A 23352-nucleotide genomic window follows, 5' to 3' on the forward strand; every position below is an offset into this window, starting at 1 on the left:
ACGCGGCCCACATACTGGTGTCCGCATCCACCATCGAGGGAACCGCCATGCGCAAGTCCACGGGCACGCTGTTGCTTCCGCTGCTGCTGTTCGCCGCTGGTGACGCCGTGGCCCAGGTGCACGTCGATGACTGCAGCGTCGACAGTGACTACGACTTCCATCTCACCGGGCGCAGCGTGGTGCTGCTGGACCAGGACGGCTCCCCGCACACGGTGCTGATGCGCCAGGGGCAGCTGTTCATCGACGACCGCTGGGTCGCGGTGTCGCCGGCCGATGCCGGGCGCCTGGCCGACTATGAGCGCCAGGCGCGCGCGGCCATGCCGCTGGCGGCGGACATCGCGCGCGAAGCGACCGCGATCGCCTTCGACGCCCTGGCGGAAGTGGCCGCGGGCTTCGGCAGCGACCCCGAGGCCAGCCGCAAGCGGCTGGAAGAGGCACGCGTGGTGCTCGACGCCGAGCTGGCGAAGGCCGTGGGTCCCACCCGTTTCGACCGCGACAACCTGGGCGACGCCATCGGCGAGGCCGTTGCCAAGGTGGTCCCGCACCTGATCGGCGACATCGTCGGCGGCGCGATGCGGGCGGCCTTCAGCGGCGATGCCGCCCGGTTCCAGCGCCTCGAGAACCTCGACGCGCAGATCGAAGCCCTGGTCGAACCCCGCGCCCGCGCCCTGGAAGCCGACGCCCAGGCCCTGTGCCGCCGCATGGAGGCGCTGGACGCGATCGACGAGGCGCTGGAATTCCGCCTGCCCGATGGCAGCCGGCTGGATCTGCTCGAGGTCCGCGCCCCGAAGGGCACGCGCTAGTTCCCCCACGGCCCTGCGGCGACGTCGTGGCGTCGCGGGGCCTCCTTCCCCGGTCGAGGTTGGCGGGTGCATCCCGCAGGGCCACAATAGCGGTCCGATCAGATCGCCCGTGGAGACCCCGATGGCCAGCCCCCAGGAAGCACGCGTACCGGACATCGGTGGCTTCGACGACGTCCCGGTGATCGAGGTGCTGGTTGCGCCCGGCGATGTCGTGGAGAAGGACCAGAGCCTGATCACGCTGGAGTCCGACAAGGCGACGATGGAAGTCCCGGCACCGTTCGCGGGCACGGTGCGCGAGGTCAAGGTCAAGGTGGGCGACTCCCTGTCCGAAGGTGGCCTGGTCGCGCTGATCGAACCGGCCGGTGACGACGCGGGCGCCGAGGATACCGGCGCCGGCAAGGCCGCCGCCGCTGGCAGCGCGGACGCTCGCGGAGCATCGACGGACGCAGCTGCAACGCAGCGCGCCCAGCCCGAGGCGCCCTCGAAGGCCGCGCCCGCCGCCGAGACCGGCACGCAGGTCGAGCCCGTGGCCGTCCCGGCCGCCGCCGACAACATCGCCCAGGCATCGATCGACCGCCAGGCCTCCGTGACCCCGGCCGAAGACACGGCGCCACCGCGTCGTTTCGACGCCGACGCACTGCTGCCGGGCAAGGTCCCCTACGCCAGCCCGGCCGTCCGCCTGTTCGCGCGCGAGCTCGGCGTCGACCTGGCGCGGGTGAAGGGCAGCGCGCGCGGCGGGCGCATCACCCGCGAGGACGTGCAGCAGTTCGTCAAGGCGACGCTGGCCGGCGGCGCTGCCGCGGGTGGCGGCGCGGTGGCCGCGGGCGGCGGGCTCAACCTGCTGCCCTGGCCGAAGGTCGACTTCTCGAAGTTCGGCGAAATCGAAGAGCAGCCGCTGTCGCGGATCCGCAAGATCAGCGGTGCCAACCTGGCGCGCAACTGGGCGATGATCCCGCACGTCACCCAGCACGACGATGCCGATGTCACCGACCTCGAAGCGCTGCGCGTCGCGCTGAACAAGGAAAGCGCGGCCGACAGGAGCGGGGAGGGCATCAAGCTCACCATGCTCGCCTTCATCATGAAGGCGGTGGTGTCCGCGCTGCAGAAGTATCCGGAGTTCAATGCTTCGCTCGATGCTTCGGGCGAGACGCTGACGCTGAAGAAATATTTCCACGTCGGCTTCGCGGCCGACACGCCCAACGGGCTGGTGGTGCCGGTGGTGCGCGACTGCGACCGCAAGGGCGTGATGCAGATCGCGCAGGAGACCTCGGCGCTGGCGAAGAAGGCGCGCGACGGCAAGCTCGGGCCCGCCGACATGTCCGGCGGCTGCTTCTCGATCAGCTCGCTGGGCGGCATCGGCGGCACCAGTTTCACGCCGATCGTCAACGCGCCCGAGGTGGCGATCCTGGGCGTGTCCAAGACCGCGATGAAGCCGGTCTGGAATGGCGAGAAGTTCAAGCCGCGGCTCATCCTGCCGCTGTCGCTCAGTTACGACCACCGGGTGATCGACGGTGCCTCGGCGGCGCGCTTCACCGCCTATCTCGCACAGCTGCTCGGCGACATGCGCCGGGCGATGCTCTGAGGGCGCGGCGATGGCGAACACGATCGAAGTGAAGGTTCCCGACATTGGCGGCCTCGACGGCGTGCCGGTGATCGAAGTGCTGGTGGCGGTGGGCGACACCGTCGCCGTCGACCAGGGCCTGGCGACGCTGGAGTCGGACAAGGCCACGATGGAAGTGCCGTCCTCGGCCGCGGGCGTGGTCCGCGAGGTCAAGGTCAAGGTCGGCGACACGGTGGCCGAAGGCAGCGTGGTGGTGGTGCTTGAAGCGGAAGGCGACGACGCGGCGACCGCGGACAAAGCACCCGCGAACGACAAGGCTCCCGCCGCAGACAAGAAGCCCCCGGGCGACAAGGCGGAGGCTGCTGCCACGGGCGCGGCGCCTGCCGCGGCCGACGCCGGCCCGGGCAAGCCGCCGGTGGCGCGCTCGCACCGCGCACCTGCAGAGCCCGAAGCCCCCACGCCCGCCGCGGCCAGCGGACGCAAGGCCGACATCGAGTGCGCGCTGGTGGTGCTGGGCGCCGGGCCCGGTGGCTACACCGCCGCCTTCCGCGCCGCGGACCTCGGCATGGACGTGGTGCTGGTGGAACGCTACGAACAGCTCGGCGGCGTCTGCCTCAACGTCGGCTGCATCCCGTCGAAGGCCCTGCTGCATGCCGCCGGCGTGATCGAGGAAGCCGCGCACGCCGCCGACTACGGCATCAGCTTCGGCAAGCCGAAGATCGACATCGATGCCCTGCGCGGCCACAAGGATCGCGTGGTCGGCCAGTTCAACAAGGGCCTGGCCGGCATGGCCAAGCAGCGCAAGGTGCGCGTGGTGTCCGGCGGCGCGACCTTTGTCTCGGCCAACGAGCTTGAAGTCGCGGGCGCCGACGGCAAGACGCAGCTGCTGCGCTTCGGGCAGTGCATCATCGCCGCCGGCTCGCAGGCGCTGCAGTTGCCGGGCTTCCCCTGGGACGACCCGCGGGTGATGGACTCCACCGACGCGCTGGAGCTGGCCGGCGTGCCGAAGAAGCTCCTGGTGGTGGGCGGCGGCATCATCGGCCTGGAAATGGCCACCGTGTACCGCGCGCTGGGCAGCGAGATCACCGTGGTCGAGCTGGCCGACCAGCTGATGCCCGGCGCCGACAAGGACCTGGTGAAGCCGCTGGCCGACCGCCTGAAGAAGCAGGGCGTGGCCATCCACCTGAAGACGAAGGTGGTCGACGCCAAGGCGCAGAAGAACGGCATCAGCTGCAGCTTCGAGGGCGACAGCATTCCGGACGGCAAACTGTTTGATCGCGTGCTGGTGGCCGTGGGCCGCGTGCCCAACGGCGGCAAGCTGGATGCCGAGAAGGCCGGCGTGCGCGTGGGCGAGCGCGGCTTCATCGATGTCGACGCGCAGATGCGCAGCAACGTGCCGCACATCTTCGCCATCGGCGACATCGTCGGGCAGCCGATGCTGGCCCACAAGGCGACGCACGAAGGCAAGCTCGCGGCCGAAGTCGCCGCCGGCGAGAAGCGTGAATGGGTGGCAAGGGTGATCCCGTCGGTGGCCTATACCGATCCCGAGATCGCCTGGGTCGGCCTGACCGAAACCGAGGCCAAGGCCAAGGGCATCAAGCCCGGCGTGGCGAAGTTCCCATGGGCGGCAAGCGCGCGCGCGGTCGGCATCGGCCGCGGCGAGGGCTTCACCAAGCTGCTGTTCGACGAAGAGACGAAGCGGGTCATCGGCGGCGCCATCGTCGGTCCGCACGCAGGCGAGCTGATCGCCGAGGTCGCGCTGGCGGTCGAGATGGGTGCCGAGGCCGCCGACATCGGCCACACCATCCACCCGCATCCGACGCTGTCGGAATCGGTGGCAATGGCTGCCGAGATCTTCGAAGGCACCATCACCGACCTCTACATGCCCAAGCGCAAGAAGTAGGGCCGGACGCCCCCGGTGCGGGGCACGCGCCAGGCGGGGCCGGGATAAAGCGTGACCCGGTTCCGCCGCACCGCTGACGCCCGTCGCCGTTCCGTGCGCTCTAGGGCGCACCCTATCTGTCACCTGCATCGCAGCCGGCGCCAACTCCGGGGGCGGGTCCGTGCCCGCTCCAGGCGAGGGACCTGGATCACGCGCGCAAGCGCAACCAGGAGAGGTGACATGGAAGCTGCGAACAGGCAGTTCTTGGCAGTGGCCGCGCTGTGCGTCGGCGTGGCCGGCATGGGCGCGGCGAACGCAGCCGGGGTGGAGGTGGGGAACCGGCTGGATCCGGAAGCGATGGAGCTGAAGCTGCAGGAGCGCGCCATGGATGAGCGCCTGCGCCTGGAGGAGACCCGGCTGCGCATCGAGCGCGCCGCGTATCCCGCCTACTTCAAGCGCGCCTATGCCGCGTACCCGCAGATACCGCGCGGCACGCTCGAGGCCATCGCCTACGTGCAGAGCCGCTGGCACAACGTGCGCGCCGACCAGGCGGGCGACATGGGCGACCATCACCACATGCCCGCCGCCCACGGCGTGATGGGCCTGTACGCCGGCGACGGGTTCGCCGACCAGGTGGGCGAGGCCGCGGCCCTGCTCGGGGTGCCGGCCGAACGCGTGAAGCACGACGCCGCGACCAACATCATGGCCGCCGCCGCGCTGCTGGGCCGCCAGCTGCGCGGCAAGGACATGAAGGATCTCGAGGCGCTGGCGCCGGAGCTTGCGCGCTACGCCGGCTTCTCCGCCTCACCCGCCGAGGGCGCGATCGCCGACTACGCCCGCGCCAGCTTCGCCTTCGACGTGCTGCTGGCCCAGGACCGCGGCGTCGACGAGAAGGGCATGGTGGTGCCGCAGGTGGCGGTGGCGTGGGAACGCGCCTTCGATGCCGACACCCTGGTCAAGCTGCAGGCGCCGTTCGTGCGCCTCGACGTCGAGGGCGACCGCATCGAGGTCGACGGATTCGCCATCGACCCGGTGAGCGAGCAGCTGGTGCGCGCGGCTTCGAAGAAGGATGGCGACGGTGGCGTGCGCGCGCAGAGCACCGACTACGGCCCGGCGATCTGGAATCCCGCGCATTCGAGCAACTACAACGCATCCCGCAGCGCCGCGGTCAGCGCGGTCACCCTGCACACCGCGCAGGGCAGCTATGCCGGCACCATCAGCTGGTTCAAGAACTCGACGTCCAACGTCAGCGCGCACTATGTGATCCGCAGCTCGGACGGGCAGGTCACGCAGATGGTCCGCAACGCGCACACGGCCTGGCACGTGCGCAACCAGAACAGCTACACGCTTGGCATCGAGCACGAGGGCTACGTCAACAACAGCGCCTGGTACACCTCGGCGATGTACAACGCGTCGGCGGCGCTGGCGCGCAACTTCTGCTCGAAGTACAGCGCCATTCCCTGTTCCAGCGCCTACAAGGGCGCGCCGAGCAGCGGCATCAACGTCCTGCCGACTTCGGTCAAGATCAAGGGCCACCAGCACTTCAGCGGCCAGACCCATACCGACCCCGGCATCAACTGGAACTGGGCCAGCTACTACACCCTGCTCAACCCCGGCAGCGGCGGCAGCACGCAGTACCTGGACCGCTTCGAGAGCAACGTCGGCCACTTCAATACCGCGCCGGCGTATTCCGGAAGCACGGTCGGCATCTCCACCGCGTCCACCGCCACGCGCGACTGCGGCACGCGCCGCAACGGCAGCTGCTCGCTGCGGGTGCTGCTGAAGGACAACCCCAACACCACGGCAAGCTGGGCGGTACGCCTGCTGTCCGGTGGCGGCACGCCGGGCAGCAACGTCGCCCTCACTCGCGCCAACGGCAGCGTCGGCTTCTGGGTGTTTGCCGGCGGCAGCGGCATGAGCGTGGGCCTGGGCATCGATGACAGCGACGGCACCGAGCGCTCCGTATCGCGGTCGATCCCGGCCAACAGCTGGACCTACGTGTCCTGGTCGCTGACCGATGCCAACCAGTGGAACGCCTGGGTGGGCGGCAACGGCGCGATCACCGCCGGCACCGTGCGGCTGGACGCGATCTGGCTGTACCACGCCAACACCAGCTACGACGTCAACGTCTACATCGACGACGTGCAGGTCAGGAACTGAGCGCAGGCCGCGGGGCGGGGATGCTGTCCCCGCCCCGCGGCAAGCGTTCGTGCCGCGCGGCTCAGAAGCGGATGGTCAGGCCCGCCAGCGGACCGTGCACCTTGAGTTCGCTGCTCACGTCCGCCGCATAGTCGACCGGCCCGATGCCGGCTTCCGGCGGAAGCGTGAAATCGCCGGTGAAACGGTCGCGCAGCTCCAGGCGGAACCAGTCGTAGCCGACATGCACGCCGATGCGCTCGGTGACCAGGTATTCGACGACGACGCCGGCGCGTTCGAAGTGGCCATCCTCGTCGATGAAGTTGCCCCAGCCCGCGTCGAGGTACTGGCCCTCGAAGTCGACGCGCCAGCGATCCACCGGCCGCCAGGTCAGGCGTGTGTGCAGGGCCGGGCTCCAGCCGCTGATCTCTTCGCCGAACCGCGCAGTGCCGGCATCGATCTCGTCGGTCGCGCTCCAGGCGACGTCGGCCACGGTCTCGAGGTCGACGTGCGTCGCACCCAGGCCCACGCCCCACTCCAGCGCGGGCGTCGCGACCACGGCGTACTCGTAGTGCACGGACGCCATCGCGAACTTGATGCGACCCGTGGCATCGGCCGCGGGCAGCTGCACGGGGTCGCCGGGGATGCCCGGAACGTCCGGATCCAGCACGCCACCGCCGAAGCTCCAGCTGTCGTCGTTCTCGTAATCGTAGTAGCTGGCACCGACCGACTGCCGGTCGCTGATGCGGAAGTTCAGCGCGCCGCGCGGACGCCAGTCGTCGCCGGTGTCGAGGGTGGCGGCGTCGGAGAACAGGACGGTGTCGGTCCCGTCGGTGGCTTCGCCATCGACGCCCAGCCGCAGGTCCGCGCCGGGATTGAAGGCGCTCAGGCGCAGGGTGAAGCGGTCATCGCGGTCGTTGCCTTCCTGGGCCAGCGCCGGCTGTGCGGCAAGCAGCGCGGTGGTGGCAAGGGCCAGCGCAATGGGGCGCAGGGATGCTTGGTTACGGGTATCCATCATGGGGGACTCTCGTTGTGGGGTGCCCAAGTGTCGTGTGCACGCGGGTGGCCGATGCGTGAACACGATCGGCGTTGACCGTGCGAATGCGTCATTCCGCAGGCCATGTCATCGGCCTATGCTGTTCCGGCATCGGCCACGCAAGGGGAGTCCCGCCATGGTGTTCCGCATCTCGCTGCTGCTGGTCGTGCTGCTGGCCATCGTCGCCGGCCTGGCGCCGGTCCAGTTCGGGCAGGTGACGGGTGACGCGCTCGCGGCCGTCATCGCGCACGCAGGCTGGCTCTACCTGCTGATCGTGTTCCTGACCCTCGTCTTCCTCGGCTACCTCGCCTTCGGCCCGCTGGCCCGGCTGCGCATCGGAGGACGCGATGCCGAGCCCGAGTTCTCCGGGCCCACGTGGCTCGCGATGCTGTTCGCCGCCGGCATGGGCATCGGCCTGGTGTTCTGGGGCGCGGCCGAGCCGGTGTCGCACCTGCTCAACCCGCCCGAGGGCCTGGAGCCGGGCACGCCGGCTGCGGCGCGCGCGGCCATGCGCTACACCTTCTTCCACTGGGGCCTGCATCCATGGGCGATCTATGCGCTGATGGGCCTGGCCATCGCATGGTTCCAGTACAACCGCAACGGCCGCGGCCTGATCAGCGACCTGCTGCAGCCGCTGATCGGCGACCGCCACCTGGGCTGGATCGGCAAGCTCGTCAACATCGTCGCCGTGGTTGCCACCGCGATCGGCGTGGCCACCACGCTGGGCTTCGGCACCATCCAGATCAGCGCCGGCATGTCACGCGTGTTCGGGCTGCCCGGCGGCGCCACGATGCAGCTGTCGGTGATCGCCGTGTGCTTCGTGCTGTACATGGCGTCGAGCGCCAGCGGCGTGAACCGCGGCATCAAGTGGCTGTCGACCTTCAACCTCGTCCTTGCAGGCGTACTGCTGGTGGCCGTGGCGCTGCTTGGGCCCACCGGATTCATCTTCGAAACCTTCACCACCTCGTTGGGCAGCTACCTGTCGCACCTGGTCGAGATGAGCCTCGCCATGGCGCCGTTCTCGGGCAGCAGCTGGGTCGCGGACTGGACGATCTTCTACTGGGCCTGGTGGATCTCGTGGTCGCCGTTCGTGGGCGCCTTCATCGCGCGGGTGTCGTATGGCCGCAGCGTGCGCGAGTTCGTGCTGGGCGTGGTGGCAGTGCCCAGCCTGCTCGGCTTCGCCTGGTTCGCCACCTTCGGCGGCGCCGCGCTCTGGGGGCAGATCTTCGGCGGCGTGGACATGGCCGGTGCGCTTGCGGAGGGCTACGAGACGGTGCTGTTCGGGATGTACGACAGCCTGCCGCTGTCGCAGCTGCTGTCGGGGCTCAGCATTTTGCTGCTGGTGATCTTCTTCGTGACCTCCGCCGACTCCGCGGTGCTGGTGCTGGGCTCGATGTCGAGCGAGACCACCGGCGACCCGACGCTTGCGCGGAAGTTCGCCTGGGGCATCGCCATCGCCCTGATCGCGGCGGCCATGCTCCTTGCCGGCGGCCTGGAGGCGCTGCAGACGCTCATCACCGTGGCCGCGCTGCCCTTCGCGCTGCTGATGGTCGGGGTCATGGTGGGCCTGCAGCGGGTGCTCAGCATCGAAGCGCTGCGCGAAAAGGCCGCGGAGCGACGCGCCCGGCGCGCGATCGAGGATTGGATTGCCCGCGAGCAGGCAGGGCAGGATCCCTGAAAAGTCGAAGCCCCGGCGCAATGCCGGGGCTTCTGCAGGGCCTGCACGGATCGACGAGGGGAGAGCGGGCAGGCCAGGCACAGGGTCAGACCGTCGGATTCCAAAAGGGTTCCCCTTGACCCGCTTCTTTCCGCTGAATGCGCCGATCGCCCGCGTTCGGGCCCAAACCGGGACCGCGACCGCCGTTCAGGGAGTGTCTCCTTCCGGCATTGGCCGACCAGTGGATATGACTGCTATAATTCCGGGGCTAGACGGGGCCAGTTGATCCGGCTCCGGCACCACAGCCACAGGTACACCATGTGTTGAATCCCCTTGCCGCAGGTTCGCGGCTGGTGCGGCGCACGATCACCTGGCAGGTGGTCGCCGTCGCCGCGCTGGCGCTGGCACTGGCTGCGAAGGGGTCCGCATGGGCACTCGCGGCGGCGGTGGGGGGTGCGGCCATCATCGCGGGCGGGGCGCTTTACGGTGCGCTGGCCCTCGGTGGCGGCATCGCACCGGCGGCGGGCGCGCTTTCGCGCCTGGTGCTGGGGCTGCTGGCGAAGTGGTTCGTGGTGATCGCAACGCTCTTCGTCGCGATCGCCGTGGTGCGGCTGCCCGCCCTGGCGGTAATCGGGGGCGTGCTGGTCGCCTTGGTGGCACAAGTGCTGGCGATGGCCGGCGGACATCGAAACGGGAAGCATTGAAATGGCGGCTGCGGCGGATCTCACCCCCACCAGCTACATCCAGCACCACCTGCAGAACCTGACCGCGTCGGTCGGCGAGGGAAGTTTCATGACCCTCCACGTCGACACCCTGGTCAGCTCGCTGGCGATGGGGCTGTTGATCACCTTCCTGTTCTGGGCGGGCACGCGCCGCGCCACCGCGGGCGTGCCGGGCAAGTGGCAGGCCTTCGTCGAGATCATGCTCGAGTTCGTCGACCGCCAGGCGCGCGACACCTACCACGGGACCAGCAAGCTGGTGACGCCGATCGCGATCACCCTGTTCTTCTGGATCCTGCTGATGAACATGCTGAAGTTCATCCCGGCCGACTTCTTCGCCGTCCCGCTGTCCTGGGTCGGCGTCGAATACTGGAAGCCGGTGCCGACGGCGGACGTCAACGCCACCCTCGGCCTGTCGATCAGCGTGTTCTTCCTGATGCTGTTCTTCGGCCTGCGCGCGAAGGGGCTTGGTGGCTTCACCAAGGATTTCCTGACCACGCCCTTCGGCAAGTGGATGATGCCGGCCAACCTGATCCTCAACATCGTCGAGTGGGTGTCGAAGCCGATCTCGCTGGCGATGCGACTGTTCGGCAACATGTTCGGCGGCGAGATCGTGTTCCTGCTGATCTGGGTGCTTGGCGGTGCCAGCATCCTCGGCCTGCTCGGCGGTGCCGTGTTCGGCCTGGGCTGGATGATCTTCCACATCCTGGTGGTCCCGCTGCAGGCCTTCATCTTCATGATGCTGTCGATCGTCTACCTGAGCCTGTCGGAAGACAGTCACTAAGAGTTCCAGCTGTAAACCAACCCTTTCGTCCAACCCTCAAAGCACCACGCCCGGAGATCACCATGGAAACCATCCTCACCACGCTTGCCCAGGTCCAGGCCTTCACCGCCCTCGGTATCGGCATCATGGTCGGCCTCGCCGCGCTCGGCGCCGGCCTCGGCCTCGCCATCATGTCCGGCAAGTTCCTCGAGTCGGCCGCGCGCCAGCCCGAGCTGATCCCGGTGCTGCAGGTCCGCATGTTCATCACCGCCGGCCTGATCGACGCCGCGTTCATCATCACGGTCGCCGTCGGCCTGCTGTTCGCGTTCGCCAGCCCGTTCATCGGTCCGTGGACCGCGCAGCTGGCGCAGCTGGCCGGCTGATCGCCTCGCCGCGCACGGTGCGGGTGGCGCAGGCCGCCCGCGCCACGCAGCAAGGCCGGCATGCGCCCCGCATGCCCCGACCACCACGACAGGCACTGCCATGAACATCAATCTCACCCTGATCGCCCAGGCACTTTCGTTTGCCGCGCTGATCTGGCTGATCGCCACCTTCGTCTGGCCGCCGCTGCTCAAGGCCATCGAAGAGCGCCAGCAGAAGATCGCCGAGGGCCTCGCCGCCGCCGACAACAGCCAGCGCGCGCTTGCGCAGGCCCAGGACGCTGCGAACGAGGAGCTCAAGGCCGCGCGCACCAAGGCCAACGAGATCATCGACCAGGCGCACCAGCGCGCCAACCAGATCGTCGACGCCGCGCGCGTGGAAGCGCAGACCGAGTCGATCCGGCAGAAGGCCATGTTCGACGCGGAGATCGAGGCTTCGGCCAACCGTGCCCGCGAAGACCTGCGTCGCCAGGTGTCCGCGCTCGCCGTCACCGGCGCGGAGAAGCTGCTCAAGCGTGAGATCGACGCCAGCGCCCACAAGGCGCTGCTTGACGAACTCGCCGCGGAGATCTGAGTCCGATGAGCCAGGAGATCACCCTCGCCCGTCCCTACGCCCGCGCCGCCTTCGGCATCGCGCGCGACCGCGGCGATTTCGCGGGCTGGTCGCAGGCGCTGGCGTTCTCCGCCCGCGTCGCTGCCGATCCGCGCGTCGCGCCGCTGCTGGGCCATCCGTCGTTCACCGACGCCGAGGCCGTCGAGCTGCTGGCACCGGAGTCCGCGGCGGCCGAGCAGCGTGACTTCCTCGCGCTGCTGGCCAGCAACGGACGCCTGGCGCAGCTGCCCGAGATCGCCGGCCTGTACGAGGACCTGCGTTCGGAGGCCGAGAACATCGTGCGCGCCACGGTGACGTCGGCGGCCGAGCTTTCGGAATCCGAGATGGCCGGCATCCGCGCGGCGCTCGAGCGCCGCTTCGGCAGCAAGGTCGAAATCGATACCGCGGTCGACGCCGCACTGATCGGCGGCGCGGTGATCAGCGCCGGCGACGTCGTCATCGACGGTTCGCTGCGCGGCAAGCTCGCGCGCCTGCAGTCGGCACTGAGCCAGTAAGCAAGGACGTCGCGGCCCGGCACCCGCCGGCGGCGACGCCACCACAAGATCCACTTACCGCGCACCACCCGCTGGCGCGCACCGAGGAACCGGAAATGGCAAGCACCCAGCTCAACCCCTCTGAAATCAGCGAACTGATCAAGAGCCGCATCGAGAAGGTCAAGCTGGCCGCCGAGGCGCGCAACGAGGGCACGGTCACTTCCGTGTCCGACGGCATCGTGCGCATCTACGGCCTGGCCGACGTGATGCAGGGCGAAATGATCGAGCTGCCGAACGATACGTTCGCGCTGGCCCTGAACCTCGAGCGCGACTCGGTCGGCGCCGTGGTGCTGGGCAACTACCAGAACCTGCGCGAGGGCGACGTGGCCAAGACCACCGGCCGCATCCTCGAAGTGCCGGTGGGTCCGGAGCTGCTGGGCCGCGTGGTCAACGCGCTCGGCGAGCCGATCGACGGCAAGGGCCCGATCACCGCCGCGCTGAGCGCGCCGGTGGAGCGCGTGGCGCCGGGCGTGATCTGGCGCAAGTCGGTCGACCAGCCGGTGCAGACCGGCTACAAGTCGGTCGACGCCATGATCCCGATCGGCCGCGGCCAGCGCGAGTTGATCATCGGCGACCGCCAGACCGGCAAGACCGCGATGGCCATCGACGCCGTGATCAACCAGAAGGGCACGGGCATCAAGTGCGTGTACGTGGCGATCGGCCAGAAGGCCTCGACCGTCGCCAACATCGTGCGCAAGCTGGAAGAAAACGGCGCCCTGGCGCACACGATCGTGGTGGCCGCCACCGCGTCCGAGTCGGCTGCGATGCAGTACATCAGCGCCTACTCCGGCTGCACCATGGGCGAGTACTTCATGGACCGCGGCGAAGATGCGCTGATCGTCTACGACGACCTGTCCAAGCAGGCCGTGGCCTACCGCCAGATCTCGCTGCTGCTGCGCCGCCCGCCGGGCCGCGAAGCCTATCCGGGCGACGTGTTCTACCTGCACTCCCGCCTGCTCGAGCGCGCCGCGCGCGTGTCCGAGGACTACGTCGAGAAGTTCACCGAGGGCAAGGTCACGGGCCAGACCGGTTCGCTCACCGCGCTGCCGATCATCGAGACCCAGGCGGGCGACGTGTCCGCGTTCGTGCCGACCAACGTGATTTCGATCACCGACGGCCAGATCTTCCTGGAAACCGACCTGTTCAACGCCGGCATCCGCCCGGCCGTGAACGCCGGCATCTCGGTGTCGCGCGTGGGTGGTGCGGCCCAGACCAAGATCATCAAGAAGCTCTCGGGCGGCATCCGCATCTCGCTGGCGCAGTACCGCGAGCTCGCGGCGTTCGCGCAGTTCGCCTCCGACCTCGACGACGCCACGCGCAAGCAGCTCGAGCGCGGCCAGCGCGTCACCGAGTTGATGAAGCAGAAGCAGTACGCGCCGATGTCGATCGCCCACCAGGCGCTGTCGATCTACGCGGTCAACGAGGGCTACATCGACGACGTGCCGGTCGCCAAGATCGGCGTCTTCGAGGAAGGCCTGCACGCGCACTTCGACAACACCGCCGGCGAGCTGGTCTCGAAGATCAACGGCAGCGGCGCCTGGAACGACGAGATCGAAGCGGCGTTCCGGAAGGGCATCGAAGAGTTCAAGGCGACCGGGTCCTGGTGATGCAGGAGCCGGGTGCCGGGGTCCATCGACCCTGAGCCCCGGACCACGGATCCAGAACCCCCGAAGCGAGCAGAGCGAGCGAAGACATGGCCGGCGGCAGAGAAATCAAAACCAAGATCAAGAGCGTGCAGAACACCCGCAAGGTGACGCGCGCGCTCGAAATGGTCTCGGCCTCGAAGATCCGCAAGGCGCAGGAGCGGATGAAGGCCTCGCGCCCGTACGCCCGTGCGATGAAGCAGATGATCGGCCACCTCGCGCAGGCGAACACCGACTTCCAGCATCCGTTCCTGGTGGAGCGGCCGGAGGTCAAGCGCGTCGGCTACATCATCGTTTCGTCCGACCGCGGCCTGGCCGGCGGCCTCAACAACAACCTGTTCCGCAAGCTGCTCGGCGAGATCCGCCAGTGGCACGAGAAGGGCGTCGAGGTCGACGTGGTCACCATCGGCCAGAAGGCGACGGTGTTCTTCCGCCGCCTGAAGGTGGACATGCTGGCCAGCGTCACCCACCTGGGTGACACCCCGGAAGTCGAGCAGCTGATCGGCATCGTCAAGGTGATGATCGACGGCTTCGTCGAAGGCCGCCAGGACCGCGTGTTCGTGGTCTACAACGATTTCGTCAACACGATGACCCAGCGCGCGGCGTTCGACCAGCTGCTGCCGCTGCCGCCGTCGGACGAGAAGCTGGTGACCCACGACTGGGACTACCTGTACGAGCCCGATGCGCAGACCGTGCTCGAGCACGTGCTGACGCGCTACATCGAGTCGCTGGTGTACCAGGCGGTGATGGAGAACATCGCGTCCGAGCACGCCGCGCGCATGGTGGCGATGAAGGCCGCGAGCGACAACGCGAACAAGCTGATCGACACGCTCAACCTGGTCTACAACAAGGCCCGGCAGGCGGCGATCACGCAGGAAATCTCCGAGATCGTCGGCGGCGCGGCGGCGGTCTGATCCAGACAGCATGTGGGAGGGGCCTTGCGGCCCGGTCCCGACAATCGCGGCCATGGCCGCTCCCACAAACAAGAAAGACATCGGGTTTCAGAGGACTTAAGTGATGAGCAACCAGGGCAAGATCGTTCAGATCATCGGCGCCGTCGTCGACGTGGAATTCCCGCGCAACGAAGTGCCGAAGGTGTACGACGCACTGAAGGTCGACGGCACCGAGATCACGCTTGAAGTGCAGCAGCAGCTCGGCGACGGCATCGTGCGCGCGATCGCGCTCGGCTCGACCGACGGCCTGAAGCGCAACCTCGTGGCCACCAACACCGGCACCGCGATTTCGGTCCCGGTCGGCGCAGGCACGCTTGGCCGCATCATGGACGTGCTCGGGCGCCCGATTGACGAGGCCGGCCCGGTCGACGCCTCGGCGCACTGGGAAATCCACCGCGCCGCGCCGTCCTACGAGGACCAGTCGTCCTCCGCGGAGCTGCTGGAAACCGGCATCAAGGTCATCGACCTGATGTGCCCGTTCGCGAAGGGCGGCAAGGTCGGCCTGTTCGGCGGCGCCGGCGTCGGCAAGACCGTGAACATGATGGAACTCATCAACAACATCGCCAAGGCGCACGAAGGCCTGTCGGTGTTCGCTGGCGTCGGTGAGCGTACCCGCGAGGGCAACGACTTCTACCACGAGATGAAGGACTCCAACGTCCTCGACAAGGTGGCGATGGTGTACGGCCAGATGAACGAGCCGCCGGGCAACCGCCTGCGCGTCGCGCTGACCGGCCTGACCATGGCCGAGTACTTCCGCGACGAGAAGGACGCCTCGGGCAAGGGCAAGGACGTGCTGCTGTTCGTCGACAACATCTACCGCTACACCCTGGCCGGTACCGAAGTGTCGGCGCTGCTGGGCCGCATGCCGTCGGCGGTGGGTTACCAGCCGACCCTGGCCGAGGAAATGGGCGTGCTGCAGGAGCGCATCACCTCGACGAAGTCCGGCTCGATCACCTCCGTCCAGGCCGTGTACGTGCCCGCGGACGACCTGACCGACCCGTCGCCGGCCACCACCTTCGCCCACCTCGACGCCACCGTCGTGCTGAGCCGCAACATCGCTTCGCTGGGTATCTACCCGGCGGTCGATCCGCTGGACTCCACCAGCCGCCTGCTCGACCCGAACGTGATCGGCGCCGAGCACTACGACACCGCGCGCAAGGTCCAGGCGACGCTCCAGAAGTACAAGGAGCTCAAGGACATCATCGCGATCCTGGGCATGGACGAGCTGTCGGAAGAGGACAAGCAGGCCGTGTCGCGCGCGCGCAAGATCGAGCGCTTCTTCTCGCAGCCGTTCCACGTCGCCGAGGTGTTCACCGGCTCGCCGGGCAAGTACGTGCCGCTGAACGAAACCATCCGCGGCTTCAAGGGCATCGTGGACGGCGAGTACGACCACCTGCCCGAGCAGGCGTTCTACATGGTCGGCAGCATCGACGAGGCGGTCGAGAAGGCCGCGAAGATGGCCGCGAAGGCCTGAGGCAGGTAGGCAATCATGACCACCATCCGTTGCGACATCGTCAGCGCCGAGGCCGAGATCTTCCGCGGCGAGGCCACCATGGTGGTCGTCACCGGTGAAGTCGGCGAACTCGGCATCGCGCCGCGCCACGCGCCGCTGATCACCCGGCTCAAGCCCGGCAAGGTCGTCGTCACGCAGGCCAACGGCGAGAAGCTCGACTTCGCCATCAGCGGCGGCATCCTCGAGGTGCAGCCGCAGGTAGTGACGATCCTGGCCGACACCGCGATCCGCGCTGATGAAATCGACGAGGCCGCGGTGCGCAAGGTCAAGGAAGAGGCCGAGCGCGTGCTCGCCGGCCGCGGCGAGGCGATGGACATCGCCGAGGCGCAGCAGAAAATGGCCGAGGTCGCGGCGCAGCTGCAGGCGCTCGAACGCCTGCGCAAGAACCTGAAGCACTGATCCGCGAAGCCGTCATCACGCAGGTTTCCAGGACGCCGGCCAAGTGCCGGCGTCCTGCTATTTGCGGTACACCCAGTGTCGTGAGCCGATGAAGCCGAGCACGCCCAGGCAGGCTTCCACCAGCGGCTTTGCCAGCCATGCCCACTTGCGTCCCAGCACGTCGTCGATCAGCTCGATCGCCACCGTGCTCAGCAGGGTCAGCACCAGCCACATCACCACGAAGCGCAGCAGCTGCCGGCGCCCGATGACGTGCTTGTCGCCGACGAAGGTGACCTTGCCGTTGAGCCAGAAGCCGAGCATTGCGCCGGTGATGCGGCCCGCGATGTTGGCCAGGCCGATGCGCAGGCCGAAGTGGCTGAGCAGCACCATGACGCCCCAATCGAGCAGCCACTGGATGCCGCCCACCACCAGGTAGCGCGGACCCTGGTGTCGCAGCGTCATCGTGCCGGCTCCACGGAAGGCGTCGCCGGGGCGTCGACCGCATCGGGAGGCAGGCGCCACCATTCCACTTCGCCCACGGCGTCTTCCCGGCGGGCACCGGCCAGCGCCAGCCCGGCGGACTGCGCGGGCGTCAGGCGATCCACGCGCAGCACCAGCTCGGCGATGCCCTCTCGCTGCCACAGCGCGACCCAGGCCGCGCCCGTGGCGTCGGCATCCGCGTGCCGCGCCTCCGCTTCAAGCGACGGGTCGTACCAGGACAGCGTGCGCGCGGCGGCCCCGAGTTCCGCCAGCATCGGCACGTCCAGGGCGATCGCGAGGACCGCACCGCTGCGGGTGCCTTCGCGTTCCCAGCGTTCGCGCAGGGCCGCGGCAAGCAGGCGCTCGCGCCCGTACTCGGCAAGGACAGGTGCATCGCGTCCGGCCACCACCACGCTGTCCTTCACCACGCCGGTGCGGAGCATCCAGTGGCCGTTGGCCTGGAACAGCAGGTTGGCGACGCAGGTCGCTCCCAGCAGCACGTGGGCGCTGCGCGGCGCCGCTGCGCGGGTGGCCACCACCAGGGCCGGCAGCGCGAGCACCAGCGCCGGATATACATAGCGCAGGTACTGCGTGGCCAGTAGCGGGGCCACCAGCATGGCCAGCGCGAGCATGGCGAGCGCACGCGTCCGACGCTGCCAGAGCGCGGCCAGCCAGGCACCCGCGAGGGCGACCAGCACGAAGCCTCCGCCTCCCGGGAACGCTTCGAGGTAGCGGCCGGTATCGAAGGTGAGCCGCCACGGCAGCAGCGGCCCCGCGCCGGCGTGCCAGCGTGGATCCTTGAAGTCGCCGCCGAAGTAGGACGAGCCGAAGACATCGTTCATCAGCGGCAGGACCGGGTTGCCGGCGATCGCCCAGGCGTAGGCGTAGCTGCTGCCGCCCAGCGCGGTGACCAGGAACAGCGCGGCCACCGCGGTGCGCGCGTCGAGCACCGTGCGGTGTCGCCAGGCCAGCCACGGCAGCAGGAGCGCGGCGAAGGCGGCCGCTGCGAGCTTGGTGGCCAGCAGCAGTCCGATCAGCGCGCACGCCGCCAGCAGCGTACGTCGCGACGGAGCGGCATGGCCCAGGCAGGCCGCCCAGGCCAGCAGCGCCGCGGTCGGGAGTTCGGTCTGCATGCCCATGGCCAGCACGGCGGTCAGGGGCAGGCTCGCGTACAGCGCCACGGTCCAGGCGCGCGTGCGCAGGTCGCCGCCAAGCGCGGCACACAGGCGCCAGAGTGCGACGCTGGTGAGGACGAGCCATAGCGCGTTCACCGCCCCGCGGGCCTCGGCCCCGGCCAGCAGCTGCGGTACCGCCTGCACCACGTCGGCGGCCCAGGGAGCGAGCGCCCAGGCGTGCACGCCGGGATCCATTGCCAGGCGGCCGTCGAGCTGCAGCGACCACGGCAGAAGCAGGTGATAGCCGACGTCGTCATGCTGTGCGGTCGGCACCCAGCAGCCAGTGGATGCGAGGCCCAGCACCAGCACCATGAGCGCCATCGGTCGCGGGTCCGCGGCCACCGTATCCCGCCAGCCACCGGCCGCATCGCGCAGCGCGATCGCGACAGCGCGGTGCCTCCACGCGACCAGGACCAGCACCACGGCCAGGTAGCTCCAGCGCGTGTGCAGCGGCAGCGGCAGCAACCAGCCGAGCACGCCGGCGCCCAGGGCCAGGCCGGTCACGCAGCGGGTGGCCGCTGCGGCGTTGGGCAGCAGCAGGCCACCGAGGGCGATCGCCGCGGCCACGGCCAGCATCGTGGCCAGCAACGGCAGCGGGCCGCCAAGCCAGGCCAGCGCCAGCAGCCAGGCGAGCGCGAGTCCGTGTGCAAGGGCGAGCCCGGTGATGCGACGCAGGCCCCAGGCGAATCCCAGCGCCAGCAAGGCGATCACCAGCAGGGCGGTGGTGCGCGCCGGCACCCAATGTTCGAACATGCCGTGGCCGAGGATGCCGGCAAGGCAGGCGATACCGCCGCTCCATGCCAGCCACGCCGGGCCAGGCCGGCCTGCAGCGCGCGGTGGACCGGTGATGGTGGCAGGTTCCGGTGGCACGGCTCGCGACATCGCGCGCATGCTACCAGCACCCCCTTATAGAATGGCCGCGACGACACCAGGCCAGGACGCACCATGCCCGAACAGGACCGCACTGCAAACCCGCTCCACGTCGTGATCCTCGCCGCCGGCGAAGGCAAGCGCATGAAGTCGGCCCTGCCCAAGGTGCTGCAGAAGATCGCCGGGCGGCCGATGCTGTCGCACGTCATGGCGGCTGCACGGCAACTGTCGCCGGCCGCCATCCACGTGGTGCATGGCCACGGCGGCGACCACGTCCGCGAGGCCTACAGCCACCGCTCCGACCTGCACTGGGTCGAGCAGGCCCAGCAGCTCGGGACCGGCCATGCCGTGCGCGAGGCCATGCCCGGCGTGCCCGACGGTGCCCAGGTGCTGGTGCTCTATGGCGACGTGCCGCTGATCACCGCCGACACCCTGCGCCGCCTGCTGGCGGTGGACGGCCGGCTGTCGGTACTGGTGGCGCAGCTCGAGAACCCGCGCGGCTACGGCCGCATCGTGCGCGACTCCGAAGGCAACGTCGGTGCCATCGTCGAAGAGAAGGACGCCGACGCCGAGCAGCGCCGCATCGACATCGTCAACACCGGGGTGCTGGCGGCGGAGTCGACCGCACTCAAGAACTGGCTGCAGCGCCTGTCCAGCGACAACGCGCAGGGCGAGTACTACCTGACCGATGTCTTCGCGATGGCCGCCGCCGAGTACAGCGCCGCGGAAATGGTGTTCGTGGACGATCCGGTCGAAACCGAAGGCGCCAATGATCCCTGGCAGCTGGCGCAGCTGGAGCGCGCGATGCAGCGGCGCCTGGTGCGTGCGCTGTGCGCGGACGGTGCGCGTTTCGCCGATCCGGACCGGGTCGACATCCGTGGCGAGGTGATCGTCGGTCGTGACGTCGAGATCGATGCCAGCGTGGTGTTCGAAGGCCGCGTGGTGCTGGGCGACGGCGTCCGCATCGGCCCCTTCTGCCGCATCCGCGACGCCGAGCTGGGCGCCGGCACCGAGGTGCGCGCGCACTGCGACATCGAAGGCGCACGCACCGAGGGCGCGGTGCAGATCGGCCCGTTCGCGCGCCTGCGCCCGGGCACGGTGCTGGCCGACGGCGTGCACATCGGCAACTTCGTCGAAACAAAGAACGCGGCGCTGGGGGTGGGCAGCAAGGCCAACCACCTGAGCTACATCGGCGATGCCGACATCGGCGCGACCGTGAACATCGGCGCCGGCACCATCACCTGCAATTACGACGGCGCCAACAAGTCCACCACCACCATCGAGGACGGCGCCTTCATCGGTTCGAACTCCGCCCTGGTGGCGCCGGTGACCATCGGCCGCGACGCCACCATCGGCGCCGGTTCGGTGATCACCGGCAATGCGCCCGAGGGCAAGCTGACGATCGCGCGCGGACGGCAGCAGACCATCGAAGGCTGGCAGCGGCCGAAGAAGCAGCCGCGGTAGAAGAGTGCCTTTGTGGGAGCAGCTATAGCTGCGATCGGAATTGCCGTCACCGCCAAATTTGCGGCAGGTCGCAGTGATAGCCGCTCCTGCATCGGCCCGGATCGCGGCTGTAGCCGCCCCACATGGGGGAGCGTCAGGCGGGCAGGACGAGGCTCACGCAGAGCCCGCCACCTTCGCGGTTGGACAGGGCGATGCGGCCGCCGTGGGCCTCGGCGATCTCGCGCGTGAGCGCCAGGCCCAGCCCCGTGCCGTGGCGCTTGGTGGAATAGAACGGCAGCAGCGCGTTGGCCAGCACCGGCTCGTTCATGCCGCTGCCGCGGTCGAGCACGTCCACTCGCCATGCATCGGGAAGCCGGCGCAGCGCCAGGCGCACGTCGCCGGGTGCGGATCCGGACTCGTGGGCGTTCTTCAGCAGGTTGAGCATGGCCTGCCCGAGCTGCGGGGCATCCGCGCGCACGTGTCCGTCGACGTGGCCCTCGATGCCGAAGTCGACCTGGCTGCGCAGGCGCTCGAGGAAGACGCGCCATTCGATCGCTTCCAATCGCGGCGCGGGCAGCTTGGCGAAGCGCGCGTAGTCGCGGATGAAGCCTTCGAGGTGGCGCGCACGCTCCTCGATCGTCGCCAGCGCGGCCGGCAGGCGCTCGTGCTGGCCACGGCGCAGGAGTTCGGCGCCGGAGTGTGCGAGCGACGCGATCGGCGCCAGCGAATTGTTGAGTTCGTGGCTGATCACCCGGATCACCTTCTTCCACACCTGCACTTCCTGGCGGCGCAGCTCGGCGGTGAGCTGGCGCAGCAGCAGCAGTTCGTGGCGGCGGCCATTGAGGCGGAACAGGCGGCGGGAGAGGTGGAAGATGTCCTCGTCGTCATCGCTGCCGACGGTGAACATGCCGTCGCCGCCGCGGGAGAAGGCATCGCGCATGGCATCGGGCATCTGCGCCAGCAGCTCGTCGAAGGCGACGCCCTCGAGCTTGCGGCCGTCGCCGACCAGCTTGCGCGCGGCCAGGTTGCCAAGCACCACGCGGCCCGACGGATCCACCAGCAGCATCGCCACCGGCGTGTTCTGCACCATGGTGTCGAGCAGCAGTTCGCGCTGCACCAGGCGCAGGCGCTGGTCGCGCAGGGTGTCGCCCAGCGCGCGGTGGCTGGCGACCAGCGCGCCAAGCTCGCCGCCGCCTTCCCATGCCAGGCCGAAGCTGTAGTCGCCGTCGCGGTAGCTGGCGACGCTGCTGGCGAGTGCGCGGAACAGCGAGTGCGCGGGCGCGAGCAGGCGGCGTACGTGGTAGAGCAGCAGCGGCAGGGGCAGGACCACTGCAAGCAGCACCGCGAGCCAGCGCGAGGGCAGCCAGTGTTCGAGCAGCACAGCCAGCCCCGCCGCGATGGCCATGTAGGCCAGCGCGAGGGCGGTGAACGTCACGCTCAGCGGCAGTCGCAGCGGACGCCGCATCAGTCGCGCCGGATGCCCAGGCGGTCGAGGCGGCGATACAGCGCCTGTCGCGACAGCCCGAGGTCCGCGGCGGCCTGGGCGAGCACGCCGCCGCTGCGCGCCAGCGCTGCCTCGATCGCGGCGCGGTCGGGCTCCTCGTTGCCGGGGGGCGTGGGCCGTGCGTCGGATACCGGCAGGCCCAGCGCGTCGGCCTGGATCAGTTCGCCCATCGACAGCAGCGCCGCGCGCTGCACCACGTTGCGCAGCTCGCGTACATTGCCCGGCCACGGGTGGCGGAGCAGGGCGCGTTCGGCATCGGCACCCAGGCGCTTGCCGGCAGGCAGGAAGTGCCGTGCCAGCGGCAGGATGTCGTCGGGCCGCTCGGCCAGTGGCGGCAGTTTCAGCTCCACCGCGTTGAGCCGGTAGTACAGGTCTTCGCGGAAGCCGCCGTCGCGGATCATCGCTGGCAGGTCGGCATTGGTGGCACTGACCACGCGGACCTTGACCTGGCGTTCGCGGTTGCCGCCCAGGCGCGCGAAGCGGCCGGTTTCGAGCACGCGCAGCAGCTTCACCTGTCCCGCGGCCGGCAGGCTGCCGATCTCATCGAGGAACAGCGTGCCGCCGTCGGCGGCCTCGAACTTGCCCTCGCGCGCCTTGCCCGCGCCGGTGTAGGCGCCGGCCTCGGCGCCGAACAGTTCGGCTTCGATCAGCTCGCCGGGCAGCGCGCCGCAGTTGAGCGCCACGAACGGCCCGTCCTTCACCATCGAGTTCGCATGCACGATCTCGGCGATCTTCTCCTTGCCCGCGCCGTTGGGCCCGGTGACGAGCACCGGCAGTTCGGAACGTGCCACCTGGCAGGCCAGTGCCAGCAGGCGCTCGCTCGCGGGATCGGCATACACCACGCCGCGCAGGTCGTTGTCGCGCGACAGCGCGTCGCGCCGCCGCTGTTCGCCGCCGCGGTGCCGCGCCAGCTCGCGCCGCGCCTCGGACAGTTCCAGCAGGTTGTTGACCGTGGCCAGCAGCTTGCGGTCGTCCCAGGGCTTGCCGAGGTAGTCCGCGGCCCCGGCCTTGACCAGGTCGACCGCGGCCTCCAGGTGCGTCCAGGCAGTGAGCAGGATCACCGGCAGGTCGGGTTCCTGCACGCGGATGGCCTGGAACAGCGCCATGCCTTCTTCCCCCGACGTGGTGTCGGCGTGGAAGTTCATGTCCTGGATCACCAGGTCGATGTCGCCCCGCCGCAGCCGCGCCAGCCCCTCGTCCGGCGCCTGCGCGGCGACGGTGTCGATGTCATGCAGCGAGAACAGCACCTCCAGCGCGATGGCGACGGCGGGGTTGTCATCGATGATCAGGATCGTCGGCATCGGTCCGGG

At 69.3% G+C, this 23352-nt stretch carries 20 protein-coding genes; 15 read left to right on the forward strand and 5 right to left on the reverse strand.

The window, feature by feature from the left end; translation table 11 throughout:
- Positions 1-47: 47 nt before the first annotated feature.
- The 4 genes from ACW5E8_RS00345 (at position 48) to ACW5E8_RS00360 (ending at position 6406) form a co-directional block, all read left to right on the forward strand.
- Positions 48-803, forward strand: coding sequence for a DUF2884 family protein (locus ACW5E8_RS00345; RefSeq protein ID WP_456963522.1), 756 nt, complete (start codon positions 48-50; stop codon positions 801-803).
- A complete protein-coding gene (locus ACW5E8_RS00350; RefSeq protein WP_456963523.1) occupies positions 751-2385 on the forward strand; it encodes a dihydrolipoyllysine-residue acetyltransferase in 1635 nt (544 codons plus the stop codon). Before ACW5E8_RS00345 ends, ACW5E8_RS00350 begins: the two co-directional genes overlap by 53 nt.
- A gap of 10 nt (positions 2386-2395) precedes the next feature.
- On the forward strand, positions 2396-4267 hold the full coding sequence (lpdA, locus tag ACW5E8_RS00355; protein ID WP_456963524.1) for a dihydrolipoyl dehydrogenase: 1872 nt from the start codon (positions 2396-2398) through the stop codon (positions 4265-4267).
- Positions 4268-4486: 219 nt separating this feature from the next.
- On the forward strand, positions 4487-6406 hold the full coding sequence (locus ACW5E8_RS00360) for an N-acetylmuramoyl-L-alanine amidase (protein ID WP_456963525.1): 1920 nt from the start codon (positions 4487-4489) through the stop codon (positions 6404-6406).
- Between the two features lie 61 nt (positions 6407-6467).
- On the opposite strand, the gene ACW5E8_RS00365 is transcribed toward ACW5E8_RS00360, so the two are convergent.
- Positions 6468-7400, reverse strand: a complete 933-nt coding sequence (locus tag ACW5E8_RS00365) for a hypothetical protein (protein WP_456963526.1) — start codon at positions 7398-7400, stop codon at positions 6468-6470.
- A gap of 154 nt (positions 7401-7554) precedes the next feature.
- Between ACW5E8_RS00365 and ACW5E8_RS00370 the strand changes: the two genes are divergently transcribed.
- From ACW5E8_RS00370 to ACW5E8_RS00415, 10 genes are all read left to right on the forward strand, one after another.
- On the forward strand, positions 7555-9096 hold the full coding sequence (locus ACW5E8_RS00370; RefSeq protein ID WP_456963527.1) for a BCCT family transporter: 1542 nt from the start codon (positions 7555-7557) through the stop codon (positions 9094-9096).
- A gap of 302 nt (positions 9097-9398) precedes the next feature.
- Entirely contained in the window at positions 9399-9779 is a 381-nt protein-coding gene (locus ACW5E8_RS00375; protein WP_456963528.1) for a hypothetical protein, read from the forward strand.
- Position 9780: 1 nt separating this feature from the next.
- Complete coding sequence (gene atpB, locus ACW5E8_RS00380) at positions 9781-10578, forward strand: F0F1 ATP synthase subunit A (RefSeq protein WP_456963529.1); 798 nt, start codon at positions 9781-9783, stop codon at positions 10576-10578.
- A 62-nt stretch (positions 10579-10640) separates the two neighbouring features.
- A complete protein-coding gene (gene atpE, locus ACW5E8_RS00385) occupies positions 10641-10940 on the forward strand; it encodes a F0F1 ATP synthase subunit C (protein ID WP_456963530.1) in 300 nt (99 codons plus the stop codon).
- Between the two features lie 100 nt (positions 10941-11040).
- Positions 11041-11511 (forward strand): F0F1 ATP synthase subunit B, encoded by a 471-nt coding sequence (locus ACW5E8_RS00390; RefSeq protein WP_456963531.1) that lies wholly within the window; start codon positions 11041-11043, stop codon positions 11509-11511.
- A 5-nt stretch (positions 11512-11516) separates the two neighbouring features.
- Positions 11517-12044, forward strand: coding sequence for a F0F1 ATP synthase subunit delta (locus ACW5E8_RS00395; protein ID WP_456963532.1), 528 nt, complete (start codon positions 11517-11519; stop codon positions 12042-12044).
- 95 nt (positions 12045-12139) lie between these two features.
- Positions 12140-13690, forward strand: a complete 1551-nt coding sequence (gene atpA / locus ACW5E8_RS00400) for a F0F1 ATP synthase subunit alpha (RefSeq protein WP_456963533.1) — start codon at positions 12140-12142, stop codon at positions 13688-13690.
- A gap of 86 nt (positions 13691-13776) precedes the next feature.
- Positions 13777-14640 carry a F0F1 ATP synthase subunit gamma gene (atpG, locus tag ACW5E8_RS00405; RefSeq protein WP_456963534.1) on the forward strand — a complete coding sequence of 288 codons (864 nt, stop codon included), beginning with the start codon at positions 13777-13779 and terminating at the stop codon, positions 14638-14640.
- 103 nt (positions 14641-14743) lie between these two features.
- The gene (gene atpD / locus ACW5E8_RS00410; RefSeq protein WP_456963535.1) at positions 14744-16153 is read left to right on the forward strand and encodes a F0F1 ATP synthase subunit beta; all 1410 of its coding nucleotides are present in this window, start codon (positions 14744-14746) and stop codon (positions 16151-16153) included.
- Between the two features lie 15 nt (positions 16154-16168).
- Positions 16169-16591, forward strand: coding sequence for a F0F1 ATP synthase subunit epsilon (locus ACW5E8_RS00415; RefSeq protein WP_343277287.1), 423 nt, complete (start codon positions 16169-16171; stop codon positions 16589-16591).
- Positions 16592-16648: 57 nt separating this feature from the next.
- Here the strand turns inward: ACW5E8_RS00415 and ACW5E8_RS00420 are convergent, their stop codons facing one another.
- Positions 16649-17032 (reverse strand): GtrA family protein, encoded by a 384-nt coding sequence (locus ACW5E8_RS00420; protein ID WP_456963536.1) that lies wholly within the window; start codon positions 17030-17032, stop codon positions 16649-16651.
- Complete coding sequence (locus tag ACW5E8_RS00425) at positions 17029-19107, reverse strand: hypothetical protein (protein ID WP_456963537.1); 2079 nt, start codon at positions 19105-19107, stop codon at positions 17029-17031. The genes ACW5E8_RS00420 and ACW5E8_RS00425 overlap by 4 nt, the downstream gene beginning before the upstream one ends.
- A gap of 63 nt (positions 19108-19170) precedes the next feature.
- Here ACW5E8_RS00425 and glmU point away from each other — a divergent pair, with 63 nt between their 5' ends.
- Positions 19171-20559, forward strand: a complete 1389-nt coding sequence (glmU, locus tag ACW5E8_RS00430; RefSeq protein ID WP_456963538.1) for a bifunctional UDP-N-acetylglucosamine diphosphorylase/glucosamine-1-phosphate N-acetyltransferase GlmU — start codon at positions 19171-19173, stop codon at positions 20557-20559.
- Between the two features lie 133 nt (positions 20560-20692).
- Here glmU and ACW5E8_RS00435 read toward each other — a convergent pair whose 3' ends face one another.
- Together ACW5E8_RS00435 and ACW5E8_RS00440 are read right to left on the reverse strand one after the other, a co-directional pair.
- Positions 20693-22003 carry a sensor histidine kinase gene (locus ACW5E8_RS00435; RefSeq protein ID WP_456963539.1) on the reverse strand — a complete coding sequence of 437 codons (1311 nt, stop codon included), beginning with the start codon at positions 22001-22003 and terminating at the stop codon, positions 20693-20695.
- Positions 22003-23343, reverse strand: a complete 1341-nt coding sequence (locus tag ACW5E8_RS00440) for a sigma-54-dependent transcriptional regulator (RefSeq protein ID WP_456963540.1) — start codon at positions 23341-23343, stop codon at positions 22003-22005. Before ACW5E8_RS00440 ends, ACW5E8_RS00435 begins: the two co-directional genes overlap by 1 nt.
- Positions 23344-23352: the final 9 nt, after the last annotated feature.

The sequence above is a fragment of the Luteimonas sp. A649 genome, from assembly GCF_054072735.1.

Bases quoted from the DNA above. Each gene is read 5' to 3' on its own strand.
- ACW5E8_RS00345 (WP_456963522.1), top strand. From the start codon at position 48: ATGCGCAAGTCCACGGGCACGCTGTTGCTTCCGCTGCTGCTGTTCGCC.
- ACW5E8_RS00350 (WP_456963523.1), top strand. From the start codon at position 751: ATGGCAGCCGGCTGGATCTGCTCGAGGTCCGCGCCCCGAAGGGCACGC.
- lpdA (WP_456963524.1), top strand. From the start codon at position 2,396: ATGGCGAACACGATCGAAGTGAAGGTTCCCGACATTGGCGGCCTCGAC.
- ACW5E8_RS00360 (WP_456963525.1), top strand. From the start codon at position 4,487: ATGGAAGCTGCGAACAGGCAGTTCTTGGCAGTGGCCGCGCTGTGCGTC.
- ACW5E8_RS00365 (WP_456963526.1), bottom strand. From the start codon at position 7,400: ATGATGGATACCCGTAACCAAGCATCCCTGCGCCCCATTGCGCTGGCC.
- ACW5E8_RS00370 (WP_456963527.1), top strand. From the start codon at position 7,555: ATGGTGTTCCGCATCTCGCTGCTGCTGGTCGTGCTGCTGGCCATCGTC.
- atpB (WP_456963529.1), top strand. From the start codon at position 9,781: ATGGCGGCTGCGGCGGATCTCACCCCCACCAGCTACATCCAGCACCAC.
- atpE (WP_456963530.1), top strand. From the start codon at position 10,641: ATGGAAACCATCCTCACCACGCTTGCCCAGGTCCAGGCCTTCACCGCC.
- ACW5E8_RS00390 (WP_456963531.1), top strand. From the start codon at position 11,041: ATGAACATCAATCTCACCCTGATCGCCCAGGCACTTTCGTTTGCCGCG.
- ACW5E8_RS00395 (WP_456963532.1), top strand. From the start codon at position 11,517: ATGAGCCAGGAGATCACCCTCGCCCGTCCCTACGCCCGCGCCGCCTTC.
- atpA (WP_456963533.1), top strand. From the start codon at position 12,140: ATGGCAAGCACCCAGCTCAACCCCTCTGAAATCAGCGAACTGATCAAG.
- atpG (WP_456963534.1), top strand. From the start codon at position 13,777: ATGGCCGGCGGCAGAGAAATCAAAACCAAGATCAAGAGCGTGCAGAAC.
- atpD (WP_456963535.1), top strand. From the start codon at position 14,744: ATGAGCAACCAGGGCAAGATCGTTCAGATCATCGGCGCCGTCGTCGAC.
- ACW5E8_RS00415 (WP_343277287.1), top strand. From the start codon at position 16,169: ATGACCACCATCCGTTGCGACATCGTCAGCGCCGAGGCCGAGATCTTC.
- ACW5E8_RS00420 (WP_456963536.1), bottom strand. From the start codon at position 17,032: ATGACGCTGCGACACCAGGGTCCGCGCTACCTGGTGGTGGGCGGCATC.
- ACW5E8_RS00425 (WP_456963537.1), bottom strand. From the start codon at position 19,107: ATGTCGCGAGCCGTGCCACCGGAACCTGCCACCATCACCGGTCCACCG.
- glmU (WP_456963538.1), top strand. From the start codon at position 19,171: ATGCCCGAACAGGACCGCACTGCAAACCCGCTCCACGTCGTGATCCTC.
- ACW5E8_RS00435 (WP_456963539.1), bottom strand. From the start codon at position 22,003: ATGCGGCGTCCGCTGCGACTGCCGCTGAGCGTGACGTTCACCGCCCTC.
- ACW5E8_RS00440 (WP_456963540.1), bottom strand. From the start codon at position 23,343: ATGCCGACGATCCTGATCATCGATGACAACCCCGCCGTCGCCATCGCG.